This window comes from Rhodoferax sp., assembly GCF_034520025.1.
In the GTDB taxonomy this organism is placed as follows: Bacteria; Pseudomonadota; Gammaproteobacteria; order Burkholderiales; family Burkholderiaceae_C; genus Allorhodoferax.
On sequence record NZ_JAXHNZ010000002.1, the window covers coordinates 1,428,862 to 1,455,188 of the forward strand.

Genomic DNA, 26,327 nt, shown 5'->3' on the forward strand with positions numbered 1-26,327 from the left:
TTCAGCGACTCTGCAACATTTGCAGCACGCTCACCCGGTAGGCCGCCGCAGTGGGCAACAAGGCAGAGGCAAGTGACACGACCAGCGCCAGCGCGGGCACCACCCACAAACCTGCCGGCCACACTATGCCGCCGATGAGCAGCGAATGGTCCAGGCTCAAAAACAATGCCAGCGCCTGCGCAAAACCCTGACCCAGCAACACACCCAGCACCGCCGCAAGCAAGCCCAGCCACAAGGCCTCGCACAGCAACAACGCAGCCACTTTGGCTGGCGGCGCGCCCAACATGCGCAGCAAGGCGAGGTCGGTGCGCCGCTCGCGCACCGCACTCCACAGCGCAATGAACACGCTCAGCCCCGCGGTCAGCAGCAGCACCCCGGCAAAGGCGCGCAACACATCGGTACCCAAGCCCAACATGCTCAGCAAGCGGGTGATTTCCAAGGCCGGTGCAGCGGCCTGCATGTCGGTATTGCTATTCACAAAGCGCGGAAAGCTCACTGCCGCCATGGGCGTGCTGTAGCGGATAAGGGCGATGGTGATTTCGCGCTCCTCTTCCATGACACGACGGTCCTCCTCATCGGCGGCGGTGTAGTCCTCATGCACCTTCCAGACCGAGGCGGTGTCAGTCAGGATCAACCGGTCCAGCACGCTGCCGCCGGGCGCCAGAATGCCGACCACGGTGTACACACTGTCGCCATGCGGGTGCCCGCCCGCACCCAAGCCATGAGAGCCGACAAAGGTTTGCCCCAGCTGAATCCCCATCGCCTTGGCAGCGGTAGCCCCCAGCACCGCCTCCATGGGCGCAGTCCACAAGCGACCTTGCGTAAGCTGGGCGTCGTAATGCGCCGGATAGTCGAGCGAGGTGCCCACGATCCGGTATCCGCCGAAGTTGTCGCCCAGGCTGATGGGAATCACTTGTTCCACCAGCGGGTTGCGGGCTAACTCCTGCACCGCCTTGATAGGCACATTACCGGGTGGCACATCGAGGTGCAAGACCCCGGAGAGGATGAGTTGCATCGGGCTGCCCTTGGCGCCCACCACCACATCGATACCCGCCAAATCGCGCTCAAAGGCTTTGCTGAGTTGCGCCCCCACGAGCAGCAAAAACGTGATGGATGCCAGCCCCAGACTGAGCAGCAAGAGATTGAGCGCCGCCCCCAAAGGCCGAGACCACAGGTAGCGCCACGCAAAGAAAAGTGTTGTCATGTCGCTATGATTTTGATAGCTGCTCGCGCACCAAAGACAAACGCGAGAAGCCGATTCGACCATCAGCGCTCGGTGGAATCAGTGCGGCCACCCGCGCGTCGTGCGTGGCAATCACCAGCGTAGCGCCGTGCTGGGCGGCGGTGGCGAGCAGCAGTCCAACCGATTGCTCGGCGGCTTCATCGTCCAGGCTGGCAGTGGGTTCATCAGCCAGCACCACCCGCGGTTTGAGCAACACAGCGCGGGCCAGCGCGACCCGCTGCGCTTGCCCGCCCGACAACTGGTGGGGCAAACGGCCGGCCAACTCGGCCACGCCCAAGGCCTCCAGGGTCGCGTGGATGCGGGCTTTGTCGTCTGCCCGGCCCGCGGCCCATTGCGCCATGGCCAGGTTTTGCTGCACCGTGAGCGCAGCGCTCAAATGCAGCTTTTGCGGCAAAAAGCCGATATGGGCAGCCCGCCACGCATCGGCAGTGGCACCGCGCAAGTCGCCCATGGCTTGGTCTGCCACATGCAGCGTACCTGCCGAAGGCGCCACCAGCGCAGCCACCAGGGCCAGCCAGGTGGATTTACCACTGCCCGACGGGCCGCTGAGCAGCAGCACCGCGCCGTGGGGCACCTCCACATCCGGAAAACGCAGTTCACCGCCACCAGGGTAACGGTAGCTCAACCCCCGTGTCTGGATCATGCCGCCGGACCTGCCGCTGCCACGCCGGTAGGCACTGTGCCAGTCGCGCAATCGGCACAGACGCCGCGCACGGCAAAGTCGAGGTGCATGTCGGTGTAGCCCAGGGCGCGCAAGGATTCGATGGCGGTTTGCGCCGCCTTTTCCAAGTCCACTGCATGCAAGGCACCAGCCAGCGGGCTGTCGCGGTGGCAGGTCTGGCACTCGAAGTGGGGGGTGGCGTGCACGCTGGCGGGCATGGCTTGGTAGCGGCGCACCCGCTGGCTGTCCACCCGGCACAGCAGCAGGCCCACTTGGGTCAGGCGGTCGATCAGGCGGTAGAGGGTGACGCGGTCTAGCGGCTCGGCGTGGTCGCCTGCCAAAGACTCCTGCAACTGCGCATGGGTGTAGCTGGTTTCGGGGTGGGCCAACAACCAACCCAGGACGCGGCGCGCAGCCGCCGTGCGGCGCAGGCCGTGGGCGGAGAGCAGTGCGTCGATCGGGTTGTCACCCTCGAGCACCGGGGTCACGGGGGGTTGGACTGAGGCCATGGAACCATCCTAAAAATGCAATTCAGTTGCATTAATCAATAAATGCAACCAAGTTGCGTTAGACTATATCGCAATCGAGTTGCATTATGAGTCATTTCCGTGAACCTGCCTGAACCCCGCCGCCAACGCACCAGCGTCCTGGCCCTGCCCGCTTGGCAACGTGTGCTGTGGATCCTGCCGGCACTGGCCCTGTTGTGGCTGGGCGTATGGTGGGCAAGCCTGGAAGCAGCGCCGCTATGAACAACACAGCCCCCGCGGCCATAGAGCTGCACAACCTCACGGTGAGCTACAGGCGCCACCCGGCGCTGCACCATGTGAGTGGTCACTTTGCGCGTGGGTCCCTCACCGCCGTGATTGGCCCCAACGGGGCCGGCAAAAGCACCTTGCTCAAAAGCCTGGCGGGCCTGGTCTCTATCGAGGCAGCTGCCCGCATCACCCATGCGCCGGGCTTGCGCTTGGCCTACCTGCCCCAGCACAGCGAGCTGGACCGCAGCTTCCCGCTGGAGGTGCGCGACTGCGTGCTCATGGGCCTGTGGGCGCAGACCGGTGCCTTCGGCAGCGCAACCTCCGCCATGCTGGCGCGGGTGGATGCGGCGCTGGAAGCGGTGGGCCTGCAAGGCTTTGAGCGCCGCCCGGTGGGCACGCTCTCCAGCGGACAGTTGCAGCGCACCCTGTTTGCGCGCCTGCTGGTGCAGGACGCTGACCTGATTCTACTGGACGAACCTTTCAACGCGGTGGATAGCAAAGCCACCGCCGGTCTGCTGACATTGGTGCAGCAGTGGCACCGCCAAGGCCGCACCGTGGTGGCTGTGCTGCATGACGACGCACAGGTCCAGCAGCACTTTCCCCAAACCCTGTTGCTGGCACGCGAGTGCATCGCCTGGGGTGCCACAGCCGATGTGCTGACAGACGCCAACCTGCAGCGCGCCCGCGCTATGGCGGAGGCCTGGGACGAGACGGCTGCCATCTGCGCCATCGACGGTGAAGTCAACGGCCAAGACTTCGACACCCTGCTGGCCCGGCGATTCGCCACCACCACCCCTTAAGGATGCCCATGGACTTGTTGCTGGGCCCGGTGTGGGAGGCCTTGATTTCCCCTTTTTCAGAATTCGCCTTCATGCGCCGCGCGCTGGTGGCGACACTGGCGCTGTCACTAAGCGCCGCGCCCTTGGGCGTGTTTTTGACGCTGCGGCGCATGAGCCTTCTGGGCGACGCGCTCAGCCATGCGGTGCTGCCCGGTGTGGCTATCGGCTTCATGGTGAGCGGACTCTCGCTCACCGCCATGGCGCTGGGTGGCGTGCTGGCGGGCATGGTGGTGGCAGGGCTTGCCGGTGCAGTCAGCCGCTTCACCACCTTGAAAGAGGACGCCAGCCTCGCCGCCATCTATCTGGTGGCACTTGCCCTCGGGGTAACGCTGATTGCGGGCCATGGCACCCAGCTCGACTTGCTGCACATTTTGTTCGGCAGTGCACTGGGCGTGGACAACAGTGGCCTGCTGCTGGTGGCGGGTGTGGCCACTGTCAGCGTGCTGGCCTTGGCGCTGATGTACCGCGGGCTGGTGCTGGAAACCTTTGACCCGGTGTTTTTGGCCGCGCATCGTGGTGGTGTGCCGGCTTGGGTCTGGCAGCAAGGCTTTTTGATGCTGGTAGTGCTCAACCTGGTGGCGGGCTTTCAGACTCTGGGCACGCTCATGGCGGTGGGCTTGATGATGCTGCCCGCCGTGAGTGCACGGCTATGGCACGACAGCCTGCCCGCACAGTTGCTCAATGCCAGTGCGCAGGCGGCGGTAGCGGGCGCCGCAGGTCTGCTGCTGTCCTACCACTTCGACACGCCCTCGGGCCCCACCATCATTGGCTGCGCGGGGGCGCTTTATGCCGCCTCTCTGTTGCTCGCCCCGGGCGGCTGGCTACCGCGCTGGTGGGGCCGCGCCCATCGTGAGGCCTGAGGCACCGCCCACTCCCTGTTTCTTTCTTTGATCTTTAGGACACTCCGCATGACCTTGCTCGACACTTTTTCGCTCACCGCCCTGCCCCGTCGTTTTCTGTTGGCCAGCGCGACTGCACTGGCGCTACTCGGCAGCCATGCCCATGCCGCCGACAGGTTGCCGGTGACCGCCAGCTTTAGCATTCTGGGCGATCTGGTGCGGGTCGTGGGTGGCGACCGCGTGGCAGTGACGACCTTGGTCGGTGCCAACGAAGACGCCCATGTGTTTGAGGCCAAGCCGTCGTATGCCAAAACCCTGCTGGCCTCCAAACTGGTGGTGCTCAACGGCCTGGGCTTTGAGCCTTGGGCGGGCAAACTGCTCAAGTCCTCCGGCTACAAGGGCGAGAGCGTGACTGCCGCCAAGGGCGTGAAAGCCCTCCACATGGTAGAAGAAAAAGGCCATGCCGGCCATGCCCACGAAGAAACCAACCCTCACGCCTGGCAAAACCCCAACAACGTGGTGCTGTACGTGCGCAACATCGCAGCCGGTCTGGCGAAAGTCGACGCCGCCGGGGCTGCCACCTACCAGGCCAACGCTGAAGCCTATGTGAAAGAACTGCAAAGCCTGGACGCTTGGGCCAAAGCGCAAGTGGCCACCATTGCGGCCGACAAACGTAAGGTCATCACTTCGCACGACGCGTTCGGCTACTTTGCGGCGCAGTACGGCGTGAAATTTTTAGCCCCGCAAGGCGTGAACACGGAGACGGAGCCCAGCGCCAAACAAGTGGCCCAGCTGATCCAACAAATCCAGCGCGAAAAAATCCGGGCGGTGTTTGTGGAAAACATGAGCAACCCCAAACTCATCGCCCAGCTCAGCAAAGACGCCGGTGCCACCTTGGGTGCCAGTCTGTACGCCGATGCCCTGTCCACCGCCGACCAGCCGGGTGCGACGTACTTGCAAATGATGCGTCACAACGTGACCCAGCTGGTGGCGGGCATGAAGCGCAACTGATACCCATCGCTATCAATTGAATAGCTACCTGCGCAATCTTGATGAGCGCCAGGGCCTGATTTGACCTAAAAACCTCTGCACCATGACACTTGCACCCCCTCCATCCGCCCTGCGCCGCGCCCTGCTCTTGAGCGCGGCCGTATCCGTTTCCACAGCCATAGCCCAGACCGGCCCCTCCGCAGACACCCGGGTCCTTAAGGTTGTTGCCCCCTGGGAGATCGGCAGCCTGGACCCCTCCAAAACCGGCTATGTGTTCACCCGGCTGGAGATCACAGAGACGCTGGTTGATGTGGATACCAACGGTCAGTTGGCACCCGGTCTGGCAGCGCGCTGGACGGTCTCTGCCGACCAGAAGACCTGGCGCTTTGCATTGCGCCCCGGCGCACTCTTCCATGATCGCAGCCCGGTAACCCCTGAAGCGGTGGTGCGCAGCCTGGAGCGCGCGCTGGCCCAACCCGGTGTGCTGAAAAACACCCCCATCCAGCGGATTGCTGCCGTCAATGGCGAGGTACAGATTGAACTGAAACAAGCGTTCACCGCCATGCCTGCCTTTTTGGCCCATAACAGCACGCAGATCCTGGCGCCTGCGTCGTTTGCCGCCGATGGCAGTGTGCAGGCGGTCGTGGGATCCGGCCCCTACCAGGTAGTGCGGGTCAATGCGCCGCAGAAGCTGGAAACTGCGGCTTTTGAGGGCTGGACCGGCAAACGCCCTGCGGTGCAGCGCGTGGGGTACCTTGCCAGCGGTCGGGGCGAGACCCGGGGCATGCTGGCCGAGAGCGGTCAGGCGGACCTAGTGTTCACCCACGATGCCGTCGCCATCGAGCGGCTCAAGCGCAACCCCCGGCTGCAGTTCCACACCCTGCCGATTCCGCGCACCCTGTACCTCAAGGTCAATGCCGCGCACCCGCTGCTCAAAGACATCAAGGTGCGCCAAGCCATCAGCCTGGCGATTGACCGGCCCGGTATTGCGCAGGCTATTTTGCGAGAGCCCAAAGCCGCAGCAACCCAGCTTTTCAGCCCCGGCATGTCCGAGTGGCATGTGCCGGGTTTGCAGCCGCTGGTGCGCGACACCGGCCGGGCCCGGCAGCTGCTGCAAGAGGCCGGCTGGGTTACCGGCGCAGACGGCCTGCTGCGCAAAGACGGTCGCCCTTTCAAGCTGACCTTGCGCACTTTTTCAGACCGCCCCGAGCAGCCGCCCATGGCCACTGCCATACAAGCCCAGCTCCGCGAAGTGGGCATGGACGTCGCGGTTGCCATCATGAATGCCAGTGACATTCCCGCCGGGCACCAGGACGGCTCGCTGGAGCTGGCGCTGGTGGCGCGTAACTACGCCTTGGTACCCGACCCGATCGGCAGCCTCTTGCAGGACTTCGGGCCCAAGGGCGGCGATTGGGGTGCCATGGGCTGGCAGAGCGCCCAGGTCACCAGTGCGCTGGAGAGTTTGAGCACCACCAACGACCCGGCCCGTCGTTCGCGTCTGCGCGGGGCACTGTCGACGGTGCTGCAGGCCGAGCTACCTGTCATACCGGTGGCGTGGTACCAGCACACCGCGACCCACCACAAGCGGATCGGACAAGTCAGCGTGGACCCGTTGGAGCGCAGCTACCGCATCAGCCAATTCACTTGGACAAAATGAAGATGACAGGAACATTGCTGGCCCGTCAGGCAGCGCGGCTTGTGGGCCAAGGGGCGCTGGTGGCAGGTGCTGTCGGAGTTTTGAGTTTTGCGATGACACGCGCCCTGCCGGGCGACGCGGCCTACCGCATTGCCGCTGGCCGCTACGGCTACGACATGGTGGACACCGCGGCAGCAGACGCTGTGCGCCACGAGCTGGGCTTGGACCGGCCGGCTAGCCAGCAACTGCTGGCCTGGCTGGGCGACCTGCTGCGCCTGCGGTTGGGACAATCGATGGTGTCGGGCGATCCGGTGGTCGAAGAAATCGCCCACCAACTGGGCCACACCCTCCAGTTGTCACTGGCGGCATGGGTGTTGGCGCTAGTGCTTGGGCTGTGCCTGGGCATGTGGTCGGCCGTGCGCGCCAGCCACTGGAGTGCCCGCTGGGTAGACCCTCTGTGCACCGTGTTGCGCGCCAGCCCCGCATTTTTATTGGGCGTGGTGCTGATGCTGGGCTTGGGCGTGCACTTGGACTGGTTGCCGGTTGCGGGCCATGGCGAGCCCATCTATCTGGTGCTGCCGGCCATGGCATTGGCGCTGACGCTGCTGCCCGGGATGACGCAAGTCGTACGCACCCGGCTACAGCAGGTGCTGCAATCCGACGCGTTCGAGTTTGCACAAACCAAAGGCTTGCCCCCGGGCGCGGCCCTGTGGCGACATGCAGCGGCCCCGGTGGCGCTGGGCACACTGGCCTACGCTGGCATGCAGTTGGTGCTGCTGGTGGAAGGCGTGGTGGTGGTCGAGAGTCTGGTGGCGTGGCCCGGTATCGGCCATGCGCTGGTGCACGCGGTGATTTCGCGTGATGTCCCGATGATCCAAGGCACGGCCTTGGCGATGGAGCTGCTGTTTGTAGTGCTCAACGGCCTGATGGATGCCGCCGTGCAATGGCTGGACCCGCGGCTGCGTGAGCCAGCGGGCGGGAGCGCAGCATGAGCACTCCGCCTTTCTTGATCAAGCCAGCCTCGCCTGTGCCGGCCCGCCGCTGGCGCTGGGGCGCCGTCACCCTGATGGCCGTGGCGCTCCTCGGGTTGCTCACGCAGTGGTGGGGGCCTGATCCTTCGGTTCAAAACCTCGGGCAGACCTTGATGGCACCCGGAGTCGATCATTGGTTGGGCACCGACCATCTCGGCCGCGACTTGCTGGCACGTATGGGGGAGGCGGTGCGCGTCTCTTTCTGGTTGGCATTGGGCTCGGCCCTGCTCGCAGTCGGGCTTGGCAGTGCGCTGGGCCTCGTGGCTGCATGGTGCCGTGGCTGGGTGGACCGGTTGCTGTGCCTGTGCGCTGATGGTGTGGCTGCCATCCCCGCCTTACTGTGGGTGCTGCTGGTTGCCGCGCTGGCGCCGGGCCAGAAATGGGCGCTCTACAGCGGGCTGGTGTTGACAGCGTGGGTCGAATTTTTCCGGCTCGTGCGCAGCCAAGCCTTTGCGACGCTCGCAGGCGATGCGGTGCAGGCCGGGCGTTTGCTGGGTTTTGGTGCCCCCTATCTGCTGCGTTGGTATGTGCTGCCCCCCATGGCAGGCGATCTGCTGCGTCTGTGGAGCTACGCCATTGCCAATGCAGTTCTGGCCGTGGCAGCGCTGGGTTTTGTAGGGGTGGGCTTGCGGCCACCGACGGCCGAATTGGGTTTGATGATGACCGAAGCCCTGCCCTATTACGACGCGGCCCCCTGGCTGCTAGCCGGGCCCGTCGTACTGCTGGTGCTGGTAGTCGGTGCGCTGCAATCCGTCACACGTTACGCTTGGAAGGGCACCGTATGAGCACCCCTCTTTTGCAGGTGGATGACCTGCGCATCCACGTGGCACTCACACCACCTGGAGCCGACGGCCGCGCCTTGGTGGATGCCTGCAGCTTCAGCCTGCACGCCGGTGAGCGGCTCACTCTCGTGGGCGAGTCCGGTGCCGGCAAGTCCCTGCTAGCGCAGGCCATCATGGGAACTCTTCCCCCCGCTTTGCAGGCCAGTGGATCCATTGCGATTGACGGCATATCCACCCACGGCCAACGCGAGCGCACACGCCCCCTGTGGGGTCGCACCGTGATGATGCTTCCGCAAGAGCCAGGCACTGCACTCAACCCGCTCATGCCCGTGCACAGCCAGGTCGCAGAAGCCGCCCGCTATGCCCGGGGCTTGCAGTGGCAAGCCGCACGGACCGACGCAGCGCAGCAGCTTCACGCACTAGGGCTCGGGGCGGCGGCTCGCTTGTATTTGCACCAGATTTCTGGTGGCATGGCGCAACGCACCGGTGTCGCTTGCGCGAGTGCCGCCGGTGCGCGTCTGCTGATTGCAGATGAGCCCACCAAAGGCCTCGACCCCGGGGCTTGCGCGCAAGTGGCGGCCTTGCTGATGGCGGCCCAGACACAGGGCCAAGGTCTGCTCACCATCACCCATGACTTTGACTTGGCGGCCCACTTGGGTGGACGGATTGCCGTCTTGCGGCATGGCTGCATCGTCGAGCAAGGCCTGGCGACCCAAGTACTGCAAGACCCCCGCCACCCTTACACCCGGGAGCTCTTGGCCGCCCGACCGGCGCAGTGGCAGCCCTACCCGTTTGCGGCTGCGACGGACACCACGCCGGTGCTGGAAGCCCACGGCCTTGCCAAACGGTATGGCACGCGCACCTTGTTTGAGCACCTGGACATCACGCTCCATGCCGGCGAAGTGGTCGCCATCAGCGGCCCCAGCGGTTGTGGCAAAACGACTTTGGGCAACCTGTTGCTGGGTTTGAGCCCGGCAGACGAGGGCCATGTCGTGCGGCGCGGTTCCCCTGCACCGTGGAAATACCAAAAGCTGTACCAAGACCCACCCGCTGCGTTCTCGCCCTTCCGCACACTAGGCCAGGCCCTTGACGACGCACGCAAGCTGCACCCACCGCATCGGGAACCTTCGGCGCTCAAGGGCTAGGCACAGTGGATGCAAGCCTTGGGGCTGTCGGAGGCGCTTTTATCGCGCAAACCTCACGAGGTATCAGGCGGCGAACTCCAGCGTTTTGCGCTGTTACGGCTGATGCAGTTGCAGCCCCGCTTTATCTTTGCCGACGAGCCGACCTCACGCCTGGATCCGATCACCCAGCGGGACACCATGCGGGTGATTTGCGACAGCGCCGCCCAGCTTGGCTGTGCGGTGCTGCTGGTGAGCCACGATGCCCACCTTGCGCGCCACAGCAGCCACCGTCATGTGCAGATGGCGGATCTACAGACCGTAGCTGCCGCCACTGCCTGAGCGCTTACCCCCAAGGCCTGCGGGTACTTTTGTCGGACTACTGCATTTTTTGCTATACATTCAGGAGCCCTACCGGTAGATTCTGTGGGCGCTCACAGCCCCTGTCCTCGTTATTACAAAGACTGCTATGCCCGACAAAAAAGAACCCGAGCTCTGGCTCACGATCCTCAAGCTGGTGGTCGGTGCGGCGGTCATGGTGAGCGCCTTTTGGTTGTTTTTGACTTTTCTGGACGGCTACTCCGAAGACACAGCGCCTTCGCCCACCAGCAGGTCCAAGATGGACTGGGGTATTGCCAACGACTCACCGATCCCGAGCCGCCGCTGATAGGCGTTGCAGCCTAGAGCGGCCTGCGACCCGCGCTCAAGGCTTCTGCAGCCGGGCAAAGGTCTTGCGGAACTTTGCCACCTTGGGTGCTGCCACCGCCATGCAATAGCCCTGATTCGGGTTGCGTGCAAAAAAATCCTGGTGGTAAGCCTCAGCGGGCCAGTAGTTCTGCAGCGCCAACACCTCCGTCACGATGGGCCGGTCGTAGTGCTTGCTAGCCGTCAACTCGGCCAACAGCTCGCGCGCCACCGAATCTTGCTCGGGCGTTGAGACATAAATGCCACTACGGTACTGAGTACCGGTGTCATTGCCCTGGCGGTTCAGGGTCGTCGGATCGTGGATGACAAAGAAGATTTTCAAGATCTCGCGAGTGCTGATGACTGCCGGGTCATAGACCAGCTTCACCACCTCGTTATGGCCAGTGGTGCCGGTGCACACCGCTTCATAGCTGGGTTGGTGCACATGGCCGTTGCTGTAGCCGGACTCCACATCCACGATCCCTTGCACCTCTACAAACACCGCCTCCGTGCACCAGAAGCAGCCGCCTCCGAGGGTAATAGTTTGGAATGTGTGGTTCATTGAAAGCTCCAGAATAAAAAAGACGCCCACCGCAGCGGCCGCTGCCGGTAGTCGGCAAGCCGAGTTGGATCTTACGGAGCCGCAGCGAACTGCCGCAGCCACCGCAGCAAAGCACCTGAACTTTGCACAACTTTGCCGATGCGGCCCAACCCGGGAAGCCGCTTGGATTGACACTCTCAGCGGGCTCCGCTACATTAATAACCAATCAGTCAGTAATTTATGCCCAGCCTTCCCAGCCTCTGTGAAATCACCGCCCAGGCCCGCGCCAAGCGCGAGCGCCGCAAAGATGCGCGCCCCGGCGAACTGCTGGAGGCGGCTCTAGAGCTGTTTGTAGAAAAGGGCTTTGCAGCCACCCGTGCAGAAGAAGTAGCCAAGCTGGCTGGCGTCTCCAAAGGCACCCTGTTTTTGTACTTTTCTAGCAAAGAAGAGCTATTCAAGGCGGTGGTGCGCGAGAACATTTCTGGCCGCTTCACCGAGTGGAACGCCGAGCTGGAGTCCTTCGAGGGCAATAGCACCGAACTGCTGCGCTACTGCATGACGGCTTGGTGGGAGCGCGTAGGCTCGACCAAGGCTTCCGGCATCTCCAAACTGATGATGAGCGAAGCGGGCAACTTTCCCGAGTTGGCGGCGTTTTATCAGGAAGAAGTGGTCCGCCCGGGCAACGATCTGATCCGACGGGTCCTCCAACGCGGGGTAGACAGCGGTGAGTTCCGCCAGCTTGATGTGGAATACGGTGTGTACCTGTTGCTCGCCCCCATGATGTTTTTGGCGCTGTGGCATCACTCGATCGGCTTGTGTACGGCGCACGATGCCACACTCGACCCGGTGGCCTATCTCAACACCCATATCGATAACCTGCTTTTGGGCCTGCTCGTGCGGCCGGAAGCAAGCTCTTAATTTTCGGCACTGACCATGAAACCTTGGATCAAATGGACATCGACAGCACTCGCTGTAGCGGTACTAGCTGGGGTAGGCCTGCGCTTGGCCGCAAGCAATAAAGCCAAAAAAGCCACCCTGGAGGCCCAGCAAGCCGCCCTGCAGGTACCGGTGCGGCTGGAGCTGGCACCGGGCGACCTGATCCAGGCGCGGACGCTGGACCTCACCCGCAGCCTGCCGGTCTCCGGCCCGATCAAGGCCGTCAACTCCGCCTTCGTCAAAGCCCGTGTGGCCGGCGAATTGCAGGGCCTCACCGTGCGCGAAGGTGACCGGGTGCAAGCCGGCCAGGTTCTGGCAAGGGTGGACGCCACCGAGTACCAAGCCCGCACACGCCAAGCCCAACAGCAAGCCGAATCGGCCAAAGCGCAGGTCGACATTGCCCGCCGCAGCTTTGACAACAACCGCAAATTGGTGGATCAGGGCTTCATCTCGCAGACCGCGCTTGAATCCTCCAGCGCCAGCCTCGCCGCTGCGGAGGCCTCGTACCGCGCAGCCATGGCCGCAGCTGATATCGCCCGCAAATCGCTCGACGACACCGTCCTGCGGGCCCCGATTACCGGTCAGGTGGCGCAGCGCCTGGCGCAGCCCGGCGAGCGCGTGGCCATTGACGCCCGGGTGCTGGAAGTGGTGGACCTGAACCGCCTGGAGGTGGAAGCCAGCCTCGCTGCGGCCGACTCAATTGGGGTGCAGGTCGGCCAAGCCGTGCGCCTGACTGTTGAAGGCTCCAACCGCAGCCTGACCGGCAAAGTAGCCCACATCAACCCCAGCGCCGTCGCCGGCAGCCGCTCCGTGCTGGCCTATCTGAGCCTAGACTCGACCGACGGGCTGCGCCAGGGTCTTTTTGCCCAAGGAAGTATTGCCGTAGGAGTCAGCCGCGCCCTAGCGGTGCCGGTCTCCACCATCCGCACCGACAAACCGCTGCCCTATGTGCAATGGGTTCAAGACAACAAGGTGGCCCACCAGACCGTGACCTTGGGCGAGCGCGGCGAAGCCGATGGCGTGCCCATGGTGGCCGTGAGCGGCCTCGCCGAAGGCAGCCAAGTGCTTTCGGGCGCCGTGGGCGCACTGCGTGCGGGTACCGCTATCAAAACCGTAGCAGGTAGCAACTGATGTGGTTCACCCGCGTTAGTCTACAAAACCCGGTGTTCGCCACCATGGTCATGCTGGCCCTGGTGGTGTTGGGCATGTTCTCCCTGCAGCGGCTGCAAGTGGACCAGTTCCCCAGCATCGACTTTCCGGTAGTGGTGGTGATCACCGACTACCCCGGCGCGTCTCCCGAAATTGTGGAGAGCGAGGTCTCCAAGAAAGTGGAAGAAGGCGTCAACGCCATTGCAGGTATCAACGCGCTCACCTCTCGCAGCTACGAAGGCCAAAGCCTGGTGATCATCGAGTTCGGGCTGCATGTGGACGGCCGCAAAGCCGCTGAAGACGTGCGGGAGAAAATTGCCGCCGTCAAACCCCTGCTGCGCAGCGAAGTCAAAGAACCCCGTGTCTTGCGGTTTGATCCCTCGTCCCGGGCGGTCTGGTCGGTCGCGGTGCTGCCGGACACCCAAAGCGGCACCCCCTTGAGCGCGGTGGAGCTGACTAACTGGGCAGAACAGAATTTCAAAAAGCGGCTGGAGAACGTGCGCGGCGTGGGCTCGGTCACCTTGGTGGGGGGTACCAAGCGCGAGATTAACCTCTACCTGAACCCGCAGGCACTGGAGTCGTTTGGCATCACGCCCGACCAGGTGGTGAGTGCGGTCGCCGCCGAGAACCAAGACCTGCCCTTGGGCACTCTGCAATCAGACACCCAGGAACGGGTGATCCAGATCCAAGCGCGCATGCAGCGCCCTGAAGATTTCGGCCGCATCATCGTGGCTCGTAAGAATGGCACCCCGGTGCGGCTGGACCAAGTGGCCCGCGTGACCGATGGCGCCCAGGAGGCCGAAACCCTGGCCCTTTACAACGGCCAGCGCACCCTGTTGATGAATGTCCAGAAGTCGCAAGACGAAAACACCATCGTGGTGGTGGACGGCCTGGTCAAAGCTCTGGCAGAGATGCAAAAGCAGCTGCCCCCGGGCGTACGCCTGGAGCAGATTACCGATGGCTCGCGCCAGATCCGGGTGTCGGTGAACAACGTGCGCCAAACGCTGATTGAGGGCGCGGTGCTGACCGTGCTTATCGTGTTTTTATTCCTGAACTCCTGGCGCTCCACCGTTATCACCGGCCTCACGCTGCCGATCGCGCTGATCGGCACCTTTCTGTTCATGGATGCCTTCGGCTTCACCATCAACATGATCACCTTGATGGCCTTGTCGCTCTGCGTGGGTCTGTTGATTGACGATGCGATCGTCGTGCGCGAGAACATCGTGCGCCACGTGCAGATGGGCAAAAACGCCTTTCAAGCGTCTTTGGATGGCACCCAGGAGATTGGTCTTGCGGTGCTGGCCACCACGCTGTCTATCGTGGCGGTGTTTTTGCCCATCGGGTTCATGGGCGGCATCATCGGCAAGTTTTTTCACGAATTCGGCATCACCATAGTGGCGGCCGTGCTGATCTCGATGTTTGTGAGTTTCACCCTCGACCCGATGCTCTCAAGTGTCTGGCATGACCCGAGCATCGACCAGCATGGCAAGGCGCGGGATGGCAGCCAAGGGCCTTTGAGTTTTTATGACAAATCCATAGGCAGAGTAACCGCTTGGTTTGACCAGGGCACCGAGGCTTTGGCCGAGGGGTACCAGAGCATCTTGCGCTGGGCGCTGCTGCACAAGCTGGCCACGGTGTTGATTGCGGTAGCCATTTTTGTCAGCAGTGTCTTCATGGTGCCTTTGCTGGGGACGGAGTTTGTGCCCAAGTCTGACTTCTCGGAGACCTCGCTGACCTTCAACACCCCGGTGGGCTCCTCGCTCGAGGTCACCGAAGCCCGGGCCAAGCAGGTCGAAGCCATCATCCGCGAGTTTCCGGAGGTGCGCTACACCCTCACCACCATCAACACCGGTAACGCCCAAGGAAAGATTTACGCCAACATCTACATCCGGCTGGTAGACCGCAAAGACCGTAACCAGAGTGTGGATCAGATGTCGGTGACCCTGCGACAACGCCTGCGCAATGTGGCGGGCATTACCGTCACCCACGTGGGTCTGCTGGACTCGGTGGGGGGCCAGAAGCAGATTTTGTTCTCGATCCAAGGGCCGGACACCCGGGAACTGGAACGCTTAACCACCTTGGCTCTTGAGAAGGTGCGCGATGTGCCCGGCCTGGTCGACCTCGACTCCAGCATGAAGCCCAACAAGCCTACGCTGGAAGTGCAGGTCAAACGCGAAGCCGCCTCGGATCTCGGGCTGAACGTCACCCAGATTGGCAGCAGCCTGCGCACCCTGATTGCGGGCAAAACCGTCGGCAACTGGCGCGCACCGGATGACCAGACCTACGACGTGAATGTGCGTCTAGCCCCCGAGGCCCGCAACACCGCAACCGACCTCGAGCGCCTGCCCTTTACCGTGGGCAGCAATGCCGATGGCGGTGCACGCATCGTCCGCTTGAACCAGGTGGCGAATGTGCGTGATTCCACCGGCCCCAACCAGATCAACCGGCGCGACCTGACCCGTGAAGTCTCTATCAGCGGCAACGTGTCAGGCCGCTCGGCCGGCGAAGTGTCTGCCGACATCCGCGCTGCCATGGACAGCATCAGCCTGCCGCCCGGCTACAGCTACAAATTCAACGGCTCCACCAAAGACATGGCGGAGGCCTTCGGCTACGCCATCTCGGCGCTGGTGCTGGCCATTGTGTTCATCTACATGATTCTGGCTAGCCAGTTCAAGAGCTTTTTGCAGCCGCTGGCGCTGATGACCTCGTTGCCACTCACGCTGATCGGGGTGGTGCTGGCGCTGATGATGTTCAACTCCACGCTCTCCATGTTCTCTGTCATCGGGGTGGTGATGCTGATGGGCCTGGTCACCAAAAATGCGATTTTGCTGGTGGACTTTGCCATCCGCGCCCGCGAAGACAGCACCGACGCGCAGGGCCGCACGGTAGCGGGCCTGCCCCGCTCGGAGGCCCTGTTGCTAGCCGCCAAAGTGCGCTTGCGCCCCATTTTGATGACTACCTTGGCCATGATCTTCGGTATGGTGCCTCTGGCCTTTGCCCTGAGTGAAGGGGCTGAGATGCGCGCCCCCATGGGCCAAGCGGTGATCGGCGGGGTGATCACCTCCTCGCTCTTGACGCTGGTGGTCGTGCCGGTGGTGTATTGCTACATGGACGACCTTGCGGCCTGGGCCCTGCGCCTGTGGCGCAAAGCACCCGCCCCCGGCCGGTAAAATTTGTCACACCTGTTTAACGTGACCCAAGGAAACTTTGCCATGCATTCGAACCAAGCCCGCTTCAACATGATCGAGCAACAAATCCGCCCCTGGAATGTGCTCGACCTCCAGGTGCTGGAACTGCTGGGCACCATCCACCGCGAAGACTTTGTGCCGGAAGCCCACCGCGCGCTGGCCTTTGCCGACACTGAGATCCCGCTCCCTGCAGGCCAATGCATGCTGGCACCCCGTCTGGAAGCCCGCATGCTGCAAGACCTGATGGTGCAGCCCCACGAAACCGTGTTGGAAGTCGGCGCTGGCTCCGGCTTCATGGCCGCCTTGCTGGCCCACCGCGCGCGCCAGGTGCTGACCCTGGAAATCGTGCCCGAGCTCGCCGCCATGGCCCGCAGCAATCTGACCAAAGCCGGGCTGAGCAACGTCACCGTGCGTGAAGCCGATGGCTCCAAGCTGGGTGCGTCCGAAGGCAAGTTTGATGTGATCGTGCTCAGCGGCTCGGTCGGCCAGGTCCCACAAGACCTGTTGCAACACCTGACCATCGGCGGTCGCTTGGGCGTGATCGTGGGCGATGACCCGGTCATGCAATGCACCATCGTCACCCGCACCAGCGAAACCGGCTTCCGCACCTCCGCCACCTGGGAAACCGTGGTCCAGCGCCTGCAAGGCTTTGCAGAGCCTGCACGCTTCCAGTTCTAAACCCCGAAACGAATCGCATGATCAGTCAAATCCGTCCCACCGACCTCGAGGCCTGGTACACCAGTGTCGAAGGCAGCGGCCAGCCCCTGGTGCTGGATGTGCGCGAGCCCCACGAGCTAGCCCTGGCCAGTGTGGTGCCGGACGGATTCGGAGTCATAGGGATTCCCATGGGGGTGATACCGGTGCGCTTGACCGAGCTGCCCACCGACCGGCCGATTGCCTGCCTGTGCCACCACGGTGCACGCAGCATGCAAGTTGCCATGTTTCTGCAAAGCCGCGGCTTCGCAGAACTGGCCAACATCGCCGGCGGTATTGAGGCTTGGTCGGCCGAGCGAGACAGCACCGTTCCACGCTATTGACCGCACCGCCCCGAGATTCTGTTTTTTGACCTTCCGACTGAGAAAGCTCTTCATGCACCGCCTTTTCACCCCCCGCCTGCCTGTGTTGACCATGGCGCTGGCCGTCGCCGGTTTCGGCGCCGCTGTGCCGGCATCTGCCCAAAGCCTGCAAGACCTTTACACCGCTGCGCGCGGCTATGACGCAAGCTACCAGTCCGCCAAGAGCTTGTTTGAAGCCAACCAGGCCAAAGCCGAGCAGGCCAAAGCCTTGTTACTACCCAGCGCCAACTTCGCCCTCGGCGCAAGCCGCTCCAATCAGGAAGTGCTCCCGAACCCCGATCGCAGCTATGGGGCGCAAACTGCCACCATCAGTGCCTCGCAGCCTCTATACCGCCCCGTCAACAAAGCCAGCCACGAGCAGGGCATGAAACAAGTCGAGTTGGCGCAGGCGCAACTGCAGTCCGCCGAACAAGACCTGATCGTGCGGGTGAGCCAAGCTTATTTTGATGCACTGGCCTCCACCGACAGCCTGACCTTCGTCAAAGCTCAGAAAGCGGCGGTGGCCGAGCAATTGGCTTCTGCCAAACGCAATTTCGAAGTGGGCACCTCCACCATCACCGACACCCGCGAAGCCCAGGCCCGCTTTGACCTGGTGGTCGCCCAGGAACTCGCGGCGGAGAACGATCTGCGGGTCAAATCCATCGCCCTCAACCAGCTGGTGGGCATGAGCAATGCCAGCCCCAAACCTTTGGCAGCGCCGGTCGTTTTGGCACCGCTGGAGCCGGCTAACCCCGAAGCCTGGGTGCAGCAAGCGGATGCCCAGCATCCGGCGCTGACCCAGCTCAAGGTCGCACTCAACGTGGCAGAACTCGAGACTACCAAGGCGCAAGCCGGCCACCAACCCACCCTCGACCTGACCGGCAGCTACTCGGCCGTGAACAACAACGGTACCAACCAAGCCCTTGGCGACAGCCGGGTAAATGTGGCCACCGTCGGCCTGAGCTTCAACTTGCCCCTGTTTTCCGGCTTTGCCACCCAAAATCGCATCAAGGAAACACTGGCCTTGGAAGACAAGGCCCGCACCGACCTTGAAGCCAGTCGCCGCACCATTGCGCAGGTCACCCGCACCGCATTCTTCGGGGTGCAAAGCGGGCAAGCACAGGTCAAGGCCCTGGAAGCTGCCGAGGCCTCCAGCCAAAGCGCATTGGAAGCCAACAAACTGGGCTACCAAGTGGGTGTGCGTATCAACATCGATGTGCTCAACAGCCAGAGCCAGTTGTTTAGCACCAAGGCCAGTTTGTCCAAGGCGCGTTACGACGTGTTGGTAGGCGGCCTGAAGCTCAAGCAGGCCGCCGGCACCCTGAAGGCTGACGACCTGGCACCGATCAACAGCCAGCTGGCGCCGTAACAGCGACCCGGCGCACGACAGCGGCCACTTCGGTGGCCGTTTTCAATGCAGCGCCGCGGTGTGCGGCGCCCAGCCCCAAGGCGGCTTCCTGCATGCCGTGCAAGCGGGCTGCATCACCCGCCGTGGCCGCCGCTTCCGTTACAGCATGGGCGATGTCTTCGCATCGCTGGGCGGCGCCGGCCTCTGCCGCCAGCGTGGAGGCCTCGGTGAAATTGAAAAGGTGCGGCCCCATGAACACTGGCACACCGCAGGCGGCAGCTTCAATCAGATTTTGTCCGCCCAGCGTTGCAAAGCTGCCACCCAACAAAGCCACATGGGCCATGCCGAAGTACAGCGCCATTTCACCCAGCGAGTCGCCCACCCACACGTCCGCAGTCTCTGGCGCTTCGCCCCACTGGCTGCGGCAGGACACGGAGTAACTGGCATCGGCAAACAGTTTTGCGACCTCGGCAAAGCGCTGCGGATGGCGTGGCACCACCAGCAGCTGGAAGGGCATTCTTACGCTGGTTTGCGCACCCTTTGCTATCGATTCAGGAGCTGATCGCGCAATATCCACCTGCGCCAAAGGCCACTTTTGTTTCAAAACGTCGAGCAACATCTGCTCTTCGCCTTCCCGCGAGCTGGCAAACATCAGCACGGGGCGTCCCGCGCCTGCGCGCCAGGCGCGGCCCCGGGCCAGCAGCGCGGCGTCAGGAGTGGCGTCGAATTTGAAATTACCCAACACCCCCTGCACCGTTGCACCCAAGGCGCGCAGCCGCTGGGCATCCGCTTCGCTCTGGGCCCACACCGCATGCAGGCCACGATAGGCCGGACCGGCCAGCCAGCGCAGGCGCCGGGATTGCTGATAGGTCTTGTCGCTCATGCGGGCGTTGACCAGGCACAGGGGCACGCCGCGCTGTGCGCAGCCGGCCACCAGATTGGGCCAGACCTCGGTCTCCATCAGCAAGCCCACGTCGGGCCGAAAGTGCGCCAAAAAGCGGCCCACCGCCGAGGGCGTATCCCACGGCTGCCAGACTTGCACATCGCCCGGCTGCAGCAAAGCCTTGCCAGCCTCACGACCCGTGGCGGTGCCGTGGGTCAGCACCAGGCGCATGCCGGGCAGGCTCTCGCGCAAGCGCGCCAGCAATGCCGCAGCAGCGCGGGTTTCGCCCAGCGACACTGCGTGCAACCAGACCACCGGTGCACCACCCGCTGCAGTGGCAGGCTGAGGGAGTGAGTGAAACGCATCGTCGTAATGCCCGAAACGCTGCTCCACCCATTCCCCATACAACGGCTCCACTTTGGCGCGGCGGGCCAGTTTGCGCCGCAGCCAGGGTTGGGCGATGTAGGTCAGCAGGGAGTAGAGGGCGCGCATCATCAGGGTTGTATCGTGCAGGTTCAGCGGCTGAGCACCGGCGTCGCCAATGCTTCCCAGGCGGACCACACAGACTCCACATCCGGGCAGGGCTGTGCGTAGACGCTGCATTGCCGCGCGGGCTTGCCCCGCGCATCCAGCGCTGCGGGGCCGGTGCGCCAGGCGGTGTCGAAGTTGTAAATCTGCACATGCGGCAAGTCGAGCGCGACCGCAATATGGCTCACCCCACTGTCCACCCCGATCACGCCTGCACAGTGGGCCAAGGTGTCGGTCAGCACATCCAACCCCACGGCAGGCAATACCCATTCCGACTCCAGCCCGGCGGCAATCGCCCGGCTGGTCTCCAGCTCGCGGGCGCCGGCATGGGGCAAGGCCACGCAAAAGCCGGCGTTGTTCAACCGACGGCCCAAGGCCACCCAGTGGTCCAGCGGCCATTCCTTGTCGGCACGCGAGGTGCCGTGCACCATGGCCACCAGCGGTTTGCGGGGCACAAAGGGGTTTTCAGCATGGCCGAGGTGTTTGGGCAGCGGCGCACTCAAGGCGCAATCTTTGCCCACCAGCCCGAAGCGCAACGCATCTGCGGGGGTGTAGCCCAGTGCCTTGGCACACAACAACCTGCCACGTTGCACCGCATGCACACGGGGCTCCAGCGTGATGGCAACGTCTGCCACCCAGCGCGTGGGCGCCTCGTAGCCCGAGCCTTCGGTCTGGTTGGCCATGGCGTAGCGGCGCCCTTCCGGCGTGGTGCGGGCCTGCCAAGCCACCAGTGCGGACTTGCTCAAGCCCTGCAGGTCGATCACCGCGTCATACGCGTCTTGCTGCAGGTCGGCCTTGAAACTGCGCCAATCGGTACGGGTAGTAGCGGCAAACGGCTTTTTGCTCCAAGCGCGGATCTCGCACGGAATCACACGCGCCACGCCCTCGCAGCGCGCCACCAGCGGCGCAAAACCGCGCTCCACCACCCAGTCAATGCGGGCGTTTGGAAAGGCTGCGCGCAGGTCTTGCACTGCCGGCATTGCGTGCACCACGTCGCCCAAGGACGAGAGTTTGACGATCAAAATCTTTTGGGGCGCTTTCAATGCGAGGCCTCCATGAGGGCGGCATGAGGTTGGATGCGTCGCACCCACTCCATCAGCAAGGCCTGAATACGGGCCAGCGCCTCGGGCGTGCGGCCTTCGCAGCGCATCACCAGCACCGGGGTGGTGTTGGAGGCGCGCAGCAGGCCGAAGCCATCAGGCCAGTCCACGCGCAGGCCGTCTACGGCGTTGAGGCGGGCATCTGTATCCAGTGTGAGTGTGGCGAGTAACTGATCCACCAGCGCATGGGCTTCGCCCTCCGCGCAGGCAATGTGCAACTCAGGCGTGATGTGGCTATCAGGCAGTGAGTGCAGCACGGCGTTGGCGTCCGCAGTGCGGCTTAAGATTTCCAGCAGGCGGCAGGCGGCATAGGTGCCGTCGTCAAAGCCGAACCAGCGGTCGCCAAAAAACAAATGACCGCTGACCTCTCCGCCCAAGGGCGCATTGAGTGCGCGCATCTTGGCTTTGAGCAGCGAGTGGCCGGTGCGGTCCATCACCGGCGCGCCGCCAGCAGCTTCAATCACGGGCGCTAAGCCTTGGCTGCACTTGGCATCGAACACGATCGCCGCACCGGGGTGGCGCGTCAGCACTTCGGGGGCCAGCAACATCAGCTGCCGGTCGGTATGGATGGTTTTGCCATCGCTGGTGACCAGGGCTACGCGGTCGCCATCGCCATCGAAGGCCAATCCCACTTCAGCATCCCCTTCGCGCAAGGCGCGCACCAAGTCCACCAGGTTCTCAGGGCGGCTCGGGTCGGGGTGATGGTTCGGAAAATGGCCGTCCACCACGCTGTGCAGCTCCTGCACCTCGCAGCCGATAGCGCGTAACAAATCCGGCGCACTGGCGCCGGCTACGCCATTGCCGCTGTCTACTACGACCTTCATACGGCGGGCCAGCTGAATGTCTTGGACGATGCGCTCCCGGTAGGCTGGCAGCACATCAACATTTTGCACAGGCTTGGCAGGCACGCGCACCGCATCTACGTCCGGGCTCGCCAGTAGTGCTTCCATGCGCTGGCGCAGGTCCTGCACCGCATCGCCATACAAAGCCTGGTGGTGCAGCACCATCTTGAATCCGTTGTCGTCCTTGGGGTTGTGGCTGCCGGTGACCTGAATACCGTGCGGGCACAGGGTGTGGGTCGCAAAGTACAGCTGCGGCGTGGTGCTCAGGCCGATGTCGATCACCCGCACGCCTGCCGCTGACAGGCCAGAGATCAGCGCCTCTGCCAACGCAGGGCTGCTCAGCCGGCCATCGCGGCCCACGGATACTGTCTCGCCGCCCTGCTCGCGCACCAGCGCACCGAAGGCACGGCCCAGCAGGTGTGCCACCTCGGGCGTCAGCGTGGAGGGCACGGTACCGCGGATGTCGTAGGCTTTGAAAATTCGGGGGGACAGAAGCATGCAGCGCAAGGGTTCAGATAGGGCCAAAACCGCCTTCTGGCGGGTGGGCTGGATTGTAGGCGGCAGGCACATGTCCGGAAACGGCTACTCCGACGGGCGGCGCTGCGTATCATCAGCCGCATGCCCTCCACCCAGCCCCCAGCCAACCTTGCGCCAGAGGCGCCAGCAGACGACGCTGGCCGCTATCTGGCACTGCAGGCGCGGGATGCCCGGTTTGATGGCCGCTTTTTCACCGGGGTGACCAGCACCGGCATTTACTGTAGGCCGGTCTGCCGTGTGCGCACCCCAAAAGCAGAAAACTGCCGCTTTTTTGAGCGCGCGGCCCAAGCAGAAGCGGCCGGCTTCCGTCCCTGCCTGCGCTGCCGCCCCGAGTTGGCACCCGCGCAGAACGCGGCCCTGCACTGGAGCACACAAGACGCCAGCGCCATGCTCGCATTGCAAGCCGCAGACCTGATGGAGCAGCCCGCACAGGCCGATGAGGCTCCGGACATCGCAGCCATCGCGGCCCGGCTGGGCATCAGCGACCGGCATTTGCGCCGCATCTTCGAGGCGCATTGGGGCATCACGCCACTGCGCTACTTGCAGACCCGCCGCTTGCTGACAGCCAAGCAACTCCTCACCGACACGCGGCTGCCCGTGGCGGACGTGGCTGCGCTCAGTGGGTTTGCCAGCGTGCGCCGCTTCAACGCCGCATTTGTGCAGCATTACCGGCTACAACCTACGGCGCTACGCAAGCCGATACAGATCCCGTCAGCCCCAACGACAGCTTCAACCGCAAAGGTCAGCGATGCAGCGCGCGATCTGGCGCCTGAGGCCGCAGCTTTCCGTTTTCAAGCTGCCTACCGCCCGCCCTTCAACGTCAGGCAGCTGCTGGATTTCTTTGCCAACCGGGCCATTGCCGGCGTCGAATCGGTGGACCCAGCGAAGGGATTGATCCGCCGCACTGTCAGCTTGCCCCAGAAAGCCACCAAGCTGCGCGGGTGGGTGGAAGCGCAATGGGCCGAGGAACAACACCGGGTGCAGCTGCGCATCAGCGAGTCGCTGGCCAGCGCGCTGCCAGAGGTGCTAAACCGCATGCGCGCGTGGCTGGACCTGGATGCGGACCCGGCTGCGATGGACCCGGTGTTGTGCCCCGACTTCACGGGGAGTGAAGGCATACGGGTGCCCGGCACCTTGGACGGGCTGGAGCTAGGCGTGCGCGCTATCTTGGGCCAGCAAATCACCGTGAAAGCCGCCCGCACCCTGACCGCACGGCTGGCGGACCATTGCGGCATTCCACTCGCCCTAGCGCCTGAAGGCTTGGCGCGCTGCTTTCCGGACGCCGCCACGCTCGCGGCGCTATCGCCTGAAGCATTAGGGCGCCTGGGTATCGTCAAGCAACGGCAACAAGCCATCCTGTCGCTGGCCCGCGCGGTGCAATCCGGCGCACTGCACCTGCAACCCGGCGGTGATGTACCTGCCATCATGGCGCAACTGCAGACCTTGCCCGGCATAGGCGCGTGGACCGCGCACTACATCGCCCTGCGCGCGCTGCGCTGGCCGGATGCGTTTCCTTCGGGCGATGTCGCGTTGCAGTCTGCACTCGGCGTGCGTGAGGCCAATCACCCCGCTGCGACAGCTGAGGCTATGTCACAACGCTGGCGGCCCTGGCGGGGCTACGCCACCGTTCCCGCTTGGCATTTACTATCAAAAACATAGCTATTTGCGCGTATTCCATGAGCGCTAGAGGCCTATTTCATGAAAACTCCCACCACCGCACGCCTATCCCGCTGGACCAGCCCCTTGGGCCCCATGCTGCTCGCCGGCCATGATGCCGGCCTGCTCGGGGTCTGGTTTGAAGAGCAAAAGCACTATCCTGATGTCGCAGGGCTGGCGTTCGGCGATCACTTCACGACCACCGAGGCACAAGCGCAACTGGCCGCCTACTTTGCCGGTGAGAGCAGCCAGTTTTCGCTGCCGCTTGACCTGCGCAATGGCACCGCCTTTCAGCAATCGGTCTGGCGAGCGCTCTTGGATATTCCTTGCGGCGTTACCATCGGCTACTCTGGCTTAAGCCAGCAGATAGGCAGGCCCTCCGCAGTGCGGGCAGTTGCGGCAGCCGTCGGGCGCAACCCCTTGAGCATCGTGGTGCCTTGCCACCGCGTGCTCGGCAGCAATGGCAGCCTGACCGGGTACGCCGGTGGCGTGGACCGCAAAGCCGCATTACTGAACCTCGAACAACGAAAGCCCTGAGTGAGCGCCCCCTCTTCCTCCCCATCCTCGCCCGCAGCACCAGCGTGGGTCTTTGACTTCGTGTTGTTGGCCGCGATCTGGGGGGCTTCGTTTTTGTTCATGCGCACCAGCGGCAAGGCGTTTGGTGCACTGCCCACAGCGGGTTTACGCGTCTGCATTGCCAGCCTGTTTTTGCTGCCTTTGCTCGCTTTGCGCGGCCAGTTACCTGCCCTGCGCCAGCACTGGAAGTTGTGCTTTACCGTGGGCGTGCTGAATTCGGCGATTCCATTTGCCTGCCTGTCTTGGGCGTTGTTGTCGATTTCCACTGGCCTGTCAGCCTTGCTCAACGCCACCGTGCCGCTCTTCGGCGCGGCTATCGCATGGTGGTGGCTGGGCGACAGGTTGCAGGGTTCGCGCATCCTCGGGCTTGTGGTCGGATTTTTGGGCGTGGCCATGCTGGCACTGAACCGTGACTCTGGCGGCGCTCCGGGGGCAGGCTCCAGCACGCTGGCCGTGATCGCGTGTTTAACAGCGTGCCTGTTTTATGGCATTTCAGCCAGCTTCACCCGGCGCTTTTTGCCGGGGGTACCGTCTTTGGTGCTCGCCACCGGCAGCCAATTGGGCGCCTCTTTAGCCCTGTTGCCGCTTGCCATCTGGACGTGGCCCGCCGAACCCGCGCCTTTGCAGGCCTGGGGCGCAGTCATCGCGCTCGGTGTGGTGTGTACTGGCTTAGCCTATGTGATTTTCTTCCGCCTGATCGAGCGCACAGGCCCCTCGCGCGCCTTGTCCGTCACCTACGCTATTCCGGTGTTCGCCATTTTGTATGGCGTGGTGCTGCTCGGGGAGTCGGTCACGCTTTGGATGGGCTTGTGCGGCGCAGTCATCATGCTGGGCACCTCGCTCTCCACGGGCTTGCTATCCTGGGGCAAGGCGCCTTTGCCCCCGGGTGACTAAAGCAACCCAGCCATCACATTCACACTCAAGGCCAGCACCATCATATTGAAGGCAAAGGCCGCGAGACTGTGCAGCAGCGTCAGGTGGCGCATGGGCCGGGATGTCACCACCACATCCGACACTTGCGATGTCATGCCCACCACATGGGCGTGGTACAAGAAGCCGAAATAGTCGGGCGGCAGAACGCCCGGAAACTGCAAGCCAGCGCTCGCAGGGCGGCCTTTCAACTCGCTCTGATAGTACAGATGCGCATAGCGAAAGGCAAAAATGCATTGCATCAGCAGCCAAGAGCTCATCAGCGCCAATAGAGATACCAAAACATGACCCACCCGGGTCAGCAATGCCATATCGCGGCTATTCGACAAGAGCATGGCAATGGCCGCCACAAATCCAAGCGATGAGCCCCTGCAGTTCCATGGGCCAAGGGCTGGGTATCACCGCTGCCACGCCCCCCACACAGGCGCTGATGTCCGGTGGTGCGAGAAAGTCGATGTATCCACATTGCTTGATTGT

General features: G+C 63.5%; 25 protein-coding genes and 1 pseudogene. 18 read left to right on the forward strand and 8 right to left on the reverse strand.

Features of this window, described 5'->3' with window-relative positions:
- Window position 1: 1 nt before the first annotated feature.
- From U5L73_RS15095 to U5L73_RS15105, 3 genes are read right to left on the reverse strand one after another with little or no spacing between them, the layout of a single operon-like run.
- On the reverse strand, window positions 2-1,204 hold the full coding sequence (locus U5L73_RS15095) for an ABC transporter permease (protein WP_322563107.1): 1,203 nt from the start codon (window positions 1,202-1,204) through the stop codon (window positions 2-4).
- A 4-nt stretch (window positions 1,205-1,208) separates the two neighbouring features.
- Window positions 1,209-1,886, reverse strand: a complete 678-nt coding sequence (locus U5L73_RS15100; protein ID WP_322563108.1) for an ABC transporter ATP-binding protein — start codon at window positions 1,884-1,886, stop codon at window positions 1,209-1,211.
- A complete protein-coding gene (locus U5L73_RS15105) occupies window positions 1,883-2,413 on the reverse strand; it encodes a Fur family transcriptional regulator (protein WP_322563109.1) in 531 nt (176 codons plus the stop codon). Before U5L73_RS15105 ends, U5L73_RS15100 begins: the two co-directional genes overlap by 4 nt.
- 99 nt (window positions 2,414-2,512) lie before the next feature.
- On the opposite strand from U5L73_RS15105, the gene U5L73_RS15110 reads away from it, so the two are divergent.
- The 9 genes and pseudogenes from U5L73_RS15110 to U5L73_RS15150 all read left to right on the forward strand — a co-directional run bounded on the left by U5L73_RS15110 (window position 2,513) and on the right by U5L73_RS15150 (window position 10,564).
- Entirely contained in the window at window positions 2,513-2,653 is a 141-nt protein-coding gene (locus tag U5L73_RS15110) for a hypothetical protein (RefSeq protein WP_322563110.1), read from the forward strand.
- Window positions 2,650-3,459 (forward strand): zinc ABC transporter ATP-binding protein AztA, encoded by an 810-nt coding sequence (gene aztA / locus U5L73_RS15115; RefSeq protein ID WP_322563111.1) that lies wholly within the window; start codon window positions 2,650-2,652, stop codon window positions 3,457-3,459. Before U5L73_RS15110 ends, aztA begins: the two co-directional genes overlap by 4 nt.
- 8 nt (window positions 3,460-3,467) lie before the next feature.
- Entirely contained in the window at window positions 3,468-4,358 is an 891-nt protein-coding gene (locus U5L73_RS15120; RefSeq protein ID WP_322563112.1) for a metal ABC transporter permease, read from the forward strand.
- Window positions 4,359-4,406: 48 nt separating this feature from the next.
- Window positions 4,407-5,348, forward strand: a complete 942-nt coding sequence (locus U5L73_RS15125) for a metal ABC transporter substrate-binding protein (RefSeq protein ID WP_322563113.1) — start codon at window positions 4,407-4,409, stop codon at window positions 5,346-5,348.
- A gap of 82 nt (window positions 5,349-5,430) precedes the next feature.
- Window positions 5,431-6,984, forward strand: a complete 1,554-nt coding sequence (locus U5L73_RS15130) for an ABC transporter substrate-binding protein (protein ID WP_322563114.1) — start codon at window positions 5,431-5,433, stop codon at window positions 6,982-6,984.
- A 2-nt stretch (window positions 6,985-6,986) separates the two neighbouring features.
- On the forward strand, window positions 6,987-7,955 hold the full coding sequence (locus tag U5L73_RS15135; RefSeq protein ID WP_322563115.1) for an ABC transporter permease: 969 nt from the start codon (window positions 6,987-6,989) through the stop codon (window positions 7,953-7,955).
- Window positions 7,952-8,779: an ABC transporter permease gene (locus U5L73_RS15140; RefSeq protein WP_322563116.1), complete on the forward strand. Its 828-nt coding sequence runs from the start codon at window positions 7,952-7,954 to the stop codon at window positions 8,777-8,779. Before U5L73_RS15135 ends, U5L73_RS15140 begins: the two co-directional genes overlap by 4 nt.
- Window positions 8,776-10,239 (forward strand): annotated as a pseudogene (locus tag U5L73_RS15145) (ABC transporter ATP-binding protein). Before U5L73_RS15140 ends, U5L73_RS15145 begins: the two are co-directional and overlap by 4 nt.
- Before the next feature lie 127 nt (window positions 10,240-10,366).
- Window positions 10,367-10,564 carry a hypothetical protein gene (locus U5L73_RS15150; RefSeq protein ID WP_322563117.1) on the forward strand — a complete coding sequence of 66 codons (198 nt, stop codon included), beginning with the start codon at window positions 10,367-10,369 and terminating at the stop codon, window positions 10,562-10,564.
- 36 nt (window positions 10,565-10,600) lie between these two features.
- Here U5L73_RS15150 and msrA read toward each other — a convergent pair whose 3' ends face one another.
- Window positions 10,601-11,143, reverse strand: coding sequence for a peptide-methionine (S)-S-oxide reductase MsrA (gene msrA, locus U5L73_RS15155; protein WP_322563118.1), 543 nt, complete (start codon window positions 11,141-11,143; stop codon window positions 10,601-10,603).
- A gap of 219 nt (window positions 11,144-11,362) precedes the next feature.
- Here msrA and U5L73_RS15160 point away from each other — a divergent pair, with 219 nt between their 5' ends.
- From U5L73_RS15160 to U5L73_RS15185, 6 genes are read left to right on the forward strand one after another with little or no spacing between them, the layout of a single operon-like run.
- Window positions 11,363-12,040 carry a TetR/AcrR family transcriptional regulator gene (locus U5L73_RS15160; RefSeq protein WP_322563119.1) on the forward strand — a complete coding sequence of 226 codons (678 nt, stop codon included), beginning with the start codon at window positions 11,363-11,365 and terminating at the stop codon, window positions 12,038-12,040.
- Between the two features lie 15 nt (window positions 12,041-12,055).
- On the forward strand, window positions 12,056-13,189 hold the full coding sequence (locus U5L73_RS15165) for an efflux RND transporter periplasmic adaptor subunit (RefSeq protein WP_322563120.1): 1,134 nt from the start codon (window positions 12,056-12,058) through the stop codon (window positions 13,187-13,189).
- A complete protein-coding gene (locus U5L73_RS15170; protein WP_322563121.1) occupies window positions 13,189-16,377 on the forward strand; it encodes an efflux RND transporter permease subunit in 3,189 nt (1,062 codons plus the stop codon). Before U5L73_RS15165 ends, U5L73_RS15170 begins: the two co-directional genes overlap by 1 nt.
- 42 nt (window positions 16,378-16,419) lie before the next feature.
- Complete coding sequence (locus U5L73_RS15175; RefSeq protein WP_322563122.1) at window positions 16,420-17,073, forward strand: protein-L-isoaspartate O-methyltransferase; 654 nt, start codon at window positions 16,420-16,422, stop codon at window positions 17,071-17,073.
- Window positions 17,074-17,090: 17 nt separating this feature from the next.
- Window positions 17,091-17,432 carry a rhodanese-like domain-containing protein gene (locus U5L73_RS15180; RefSeq protein ID WP_322563123.1) on the forward strand — a complete coding sequence of 114 codons (342 nt, stop codon included), beginning with the start codon at window positions 17,091-17,093 and terminating at the stop codon, window positions 17,430-17,432.
- 52 nt (window positions 17,433-17,484) lie between these two features.
- On the forward strand, window positions 17,485-18,819 hold the full coding sequence (locus tag U5L73_RS15185; protein ID WP_322563124.1) for a TolC family outer membrane protein: 1,335 nt from the start codon (window positions 17,485-17,487) through the stop codon (window positions 18,817-18,819).
- On the opposite strand, the gene U5L73_RS15190 is transcribed toward U5L73_RS15185, so the two are convergent.
- Genes U5L73_RS15190 through U5L73_RS15200 form a run of 3 tightly spaced genes read right to left on the reverse strand, consistent with a single transcriptional unit; the run spans window position 18,797 to window position 22,649 of the window.
- On the reverse strand, window positions 18,797-20,176 hold the full coding sequence (locus U5L73_RS15190) for a 3-deoxy-D-manno-octulosonic acid transferase (RefSeq protein ID WP_322563531.1): 1,380 nt from the start codon (window positions 20,174-20,176) through the stop codon (window positions 18,797-18,799). The genes U5L73_RS15185 and U5L73_RS15190 overlap by 23 nt on opposite strands.
- A 20-nt stretch (window positions 20,177-20,196) precedes the next feature.
- On the reverse strand, window positions 20,197-21,252 hold the full coding sequence (gene waaC, locus U5L73_RS15195; protein ID WP_322563125.1) for a lipopolysaccharide heptosyltransferase I: 1,056 nt from the start codon (window positions 21,250-21,252) through the stop codon (window positions 20,197-20,199).
- The gene (locus U5L73_RS15200; RefSeq protein ID WP_322563126.1) at window positions 21,249-22,649 is read right to left on the reverse strand and encodes a phosphomannomutase/phosphoglucomutase; all 1,401 of its coding nucleotides are present in this window, start codon (window positions 22,647-22,649) and stop codon (window positions 21,249-21,251) included. The genes waaC and U5L73_RS15200 overlap by 4 nt, the downstream gene beginning before the upstream one ends.
- A 120-nt stretch (window positions 22,650-22,769) precedes the next feature.
- Between U5L73_RS15200 and U5L73_RS15205 the strand changes: the two genes are divergently transcribed.
- Genes U5L73_RS15205 through U5L73_RS15215 form a run of 3 tightly spaced genes read left to right on the forward strand, consistent with a single transcriptional unit; the run spans window position 22,770 to window position 25,814 of the window.
- On the forward strand, window positions 22,770-24,347 hold the full coding sequence (locus U5L73_RS15205) for a DNA-3-methyladenine glycosylase 2 family protein (protein WP_322563127.1): 1,578 nt from the start codon (window positions 22,770-22,772) through the stop codon (window positions 24,345-24,347).
- Window positions 24,348-24,386: 39 nt separating this feature from the next.
- Window positions 24,387-24,881: a methylated-DNA--[protein]-cysteine S-methyltransferase gene (locus U5L73_RS15210; RefSeq protein WP_322563128.1), complete on the forward strand. Its 495-nt coding sequence runs from the start codon at window positions 24,387-24,389 to the stop codon at window positions 24,879-24,881.
- Window positions 24,882-25,814: a DMT family transporter gene (locus U5L73_RS15215; RefSeq protein WP_322563129.1), complete on the forward strand. Its 933-nt coding sequence runs from the start codon at window positions 24,882-24,884 to the stop codon at window positions 25,812-25,814.
- Here U5L73_RS15215 and U5L73_RS15220 read toward each other — a convergent pair.
- Window positions 25,811-26,200, reverse strand: coding sequence for a DUF1345 domain-containing protein (locus U5L73_RS15220; protein WP_322563130.1), 390 nt, complete (start codon window positions 26,198-26,200; stop codon window positions 25,811-25,813). The genes U5L73_RS15215 and U5L73_RS15220 overlap by 4 nt on opposite strands.
- Window positions 26,201-26,327: the final 127 nt, after the last annotated feature.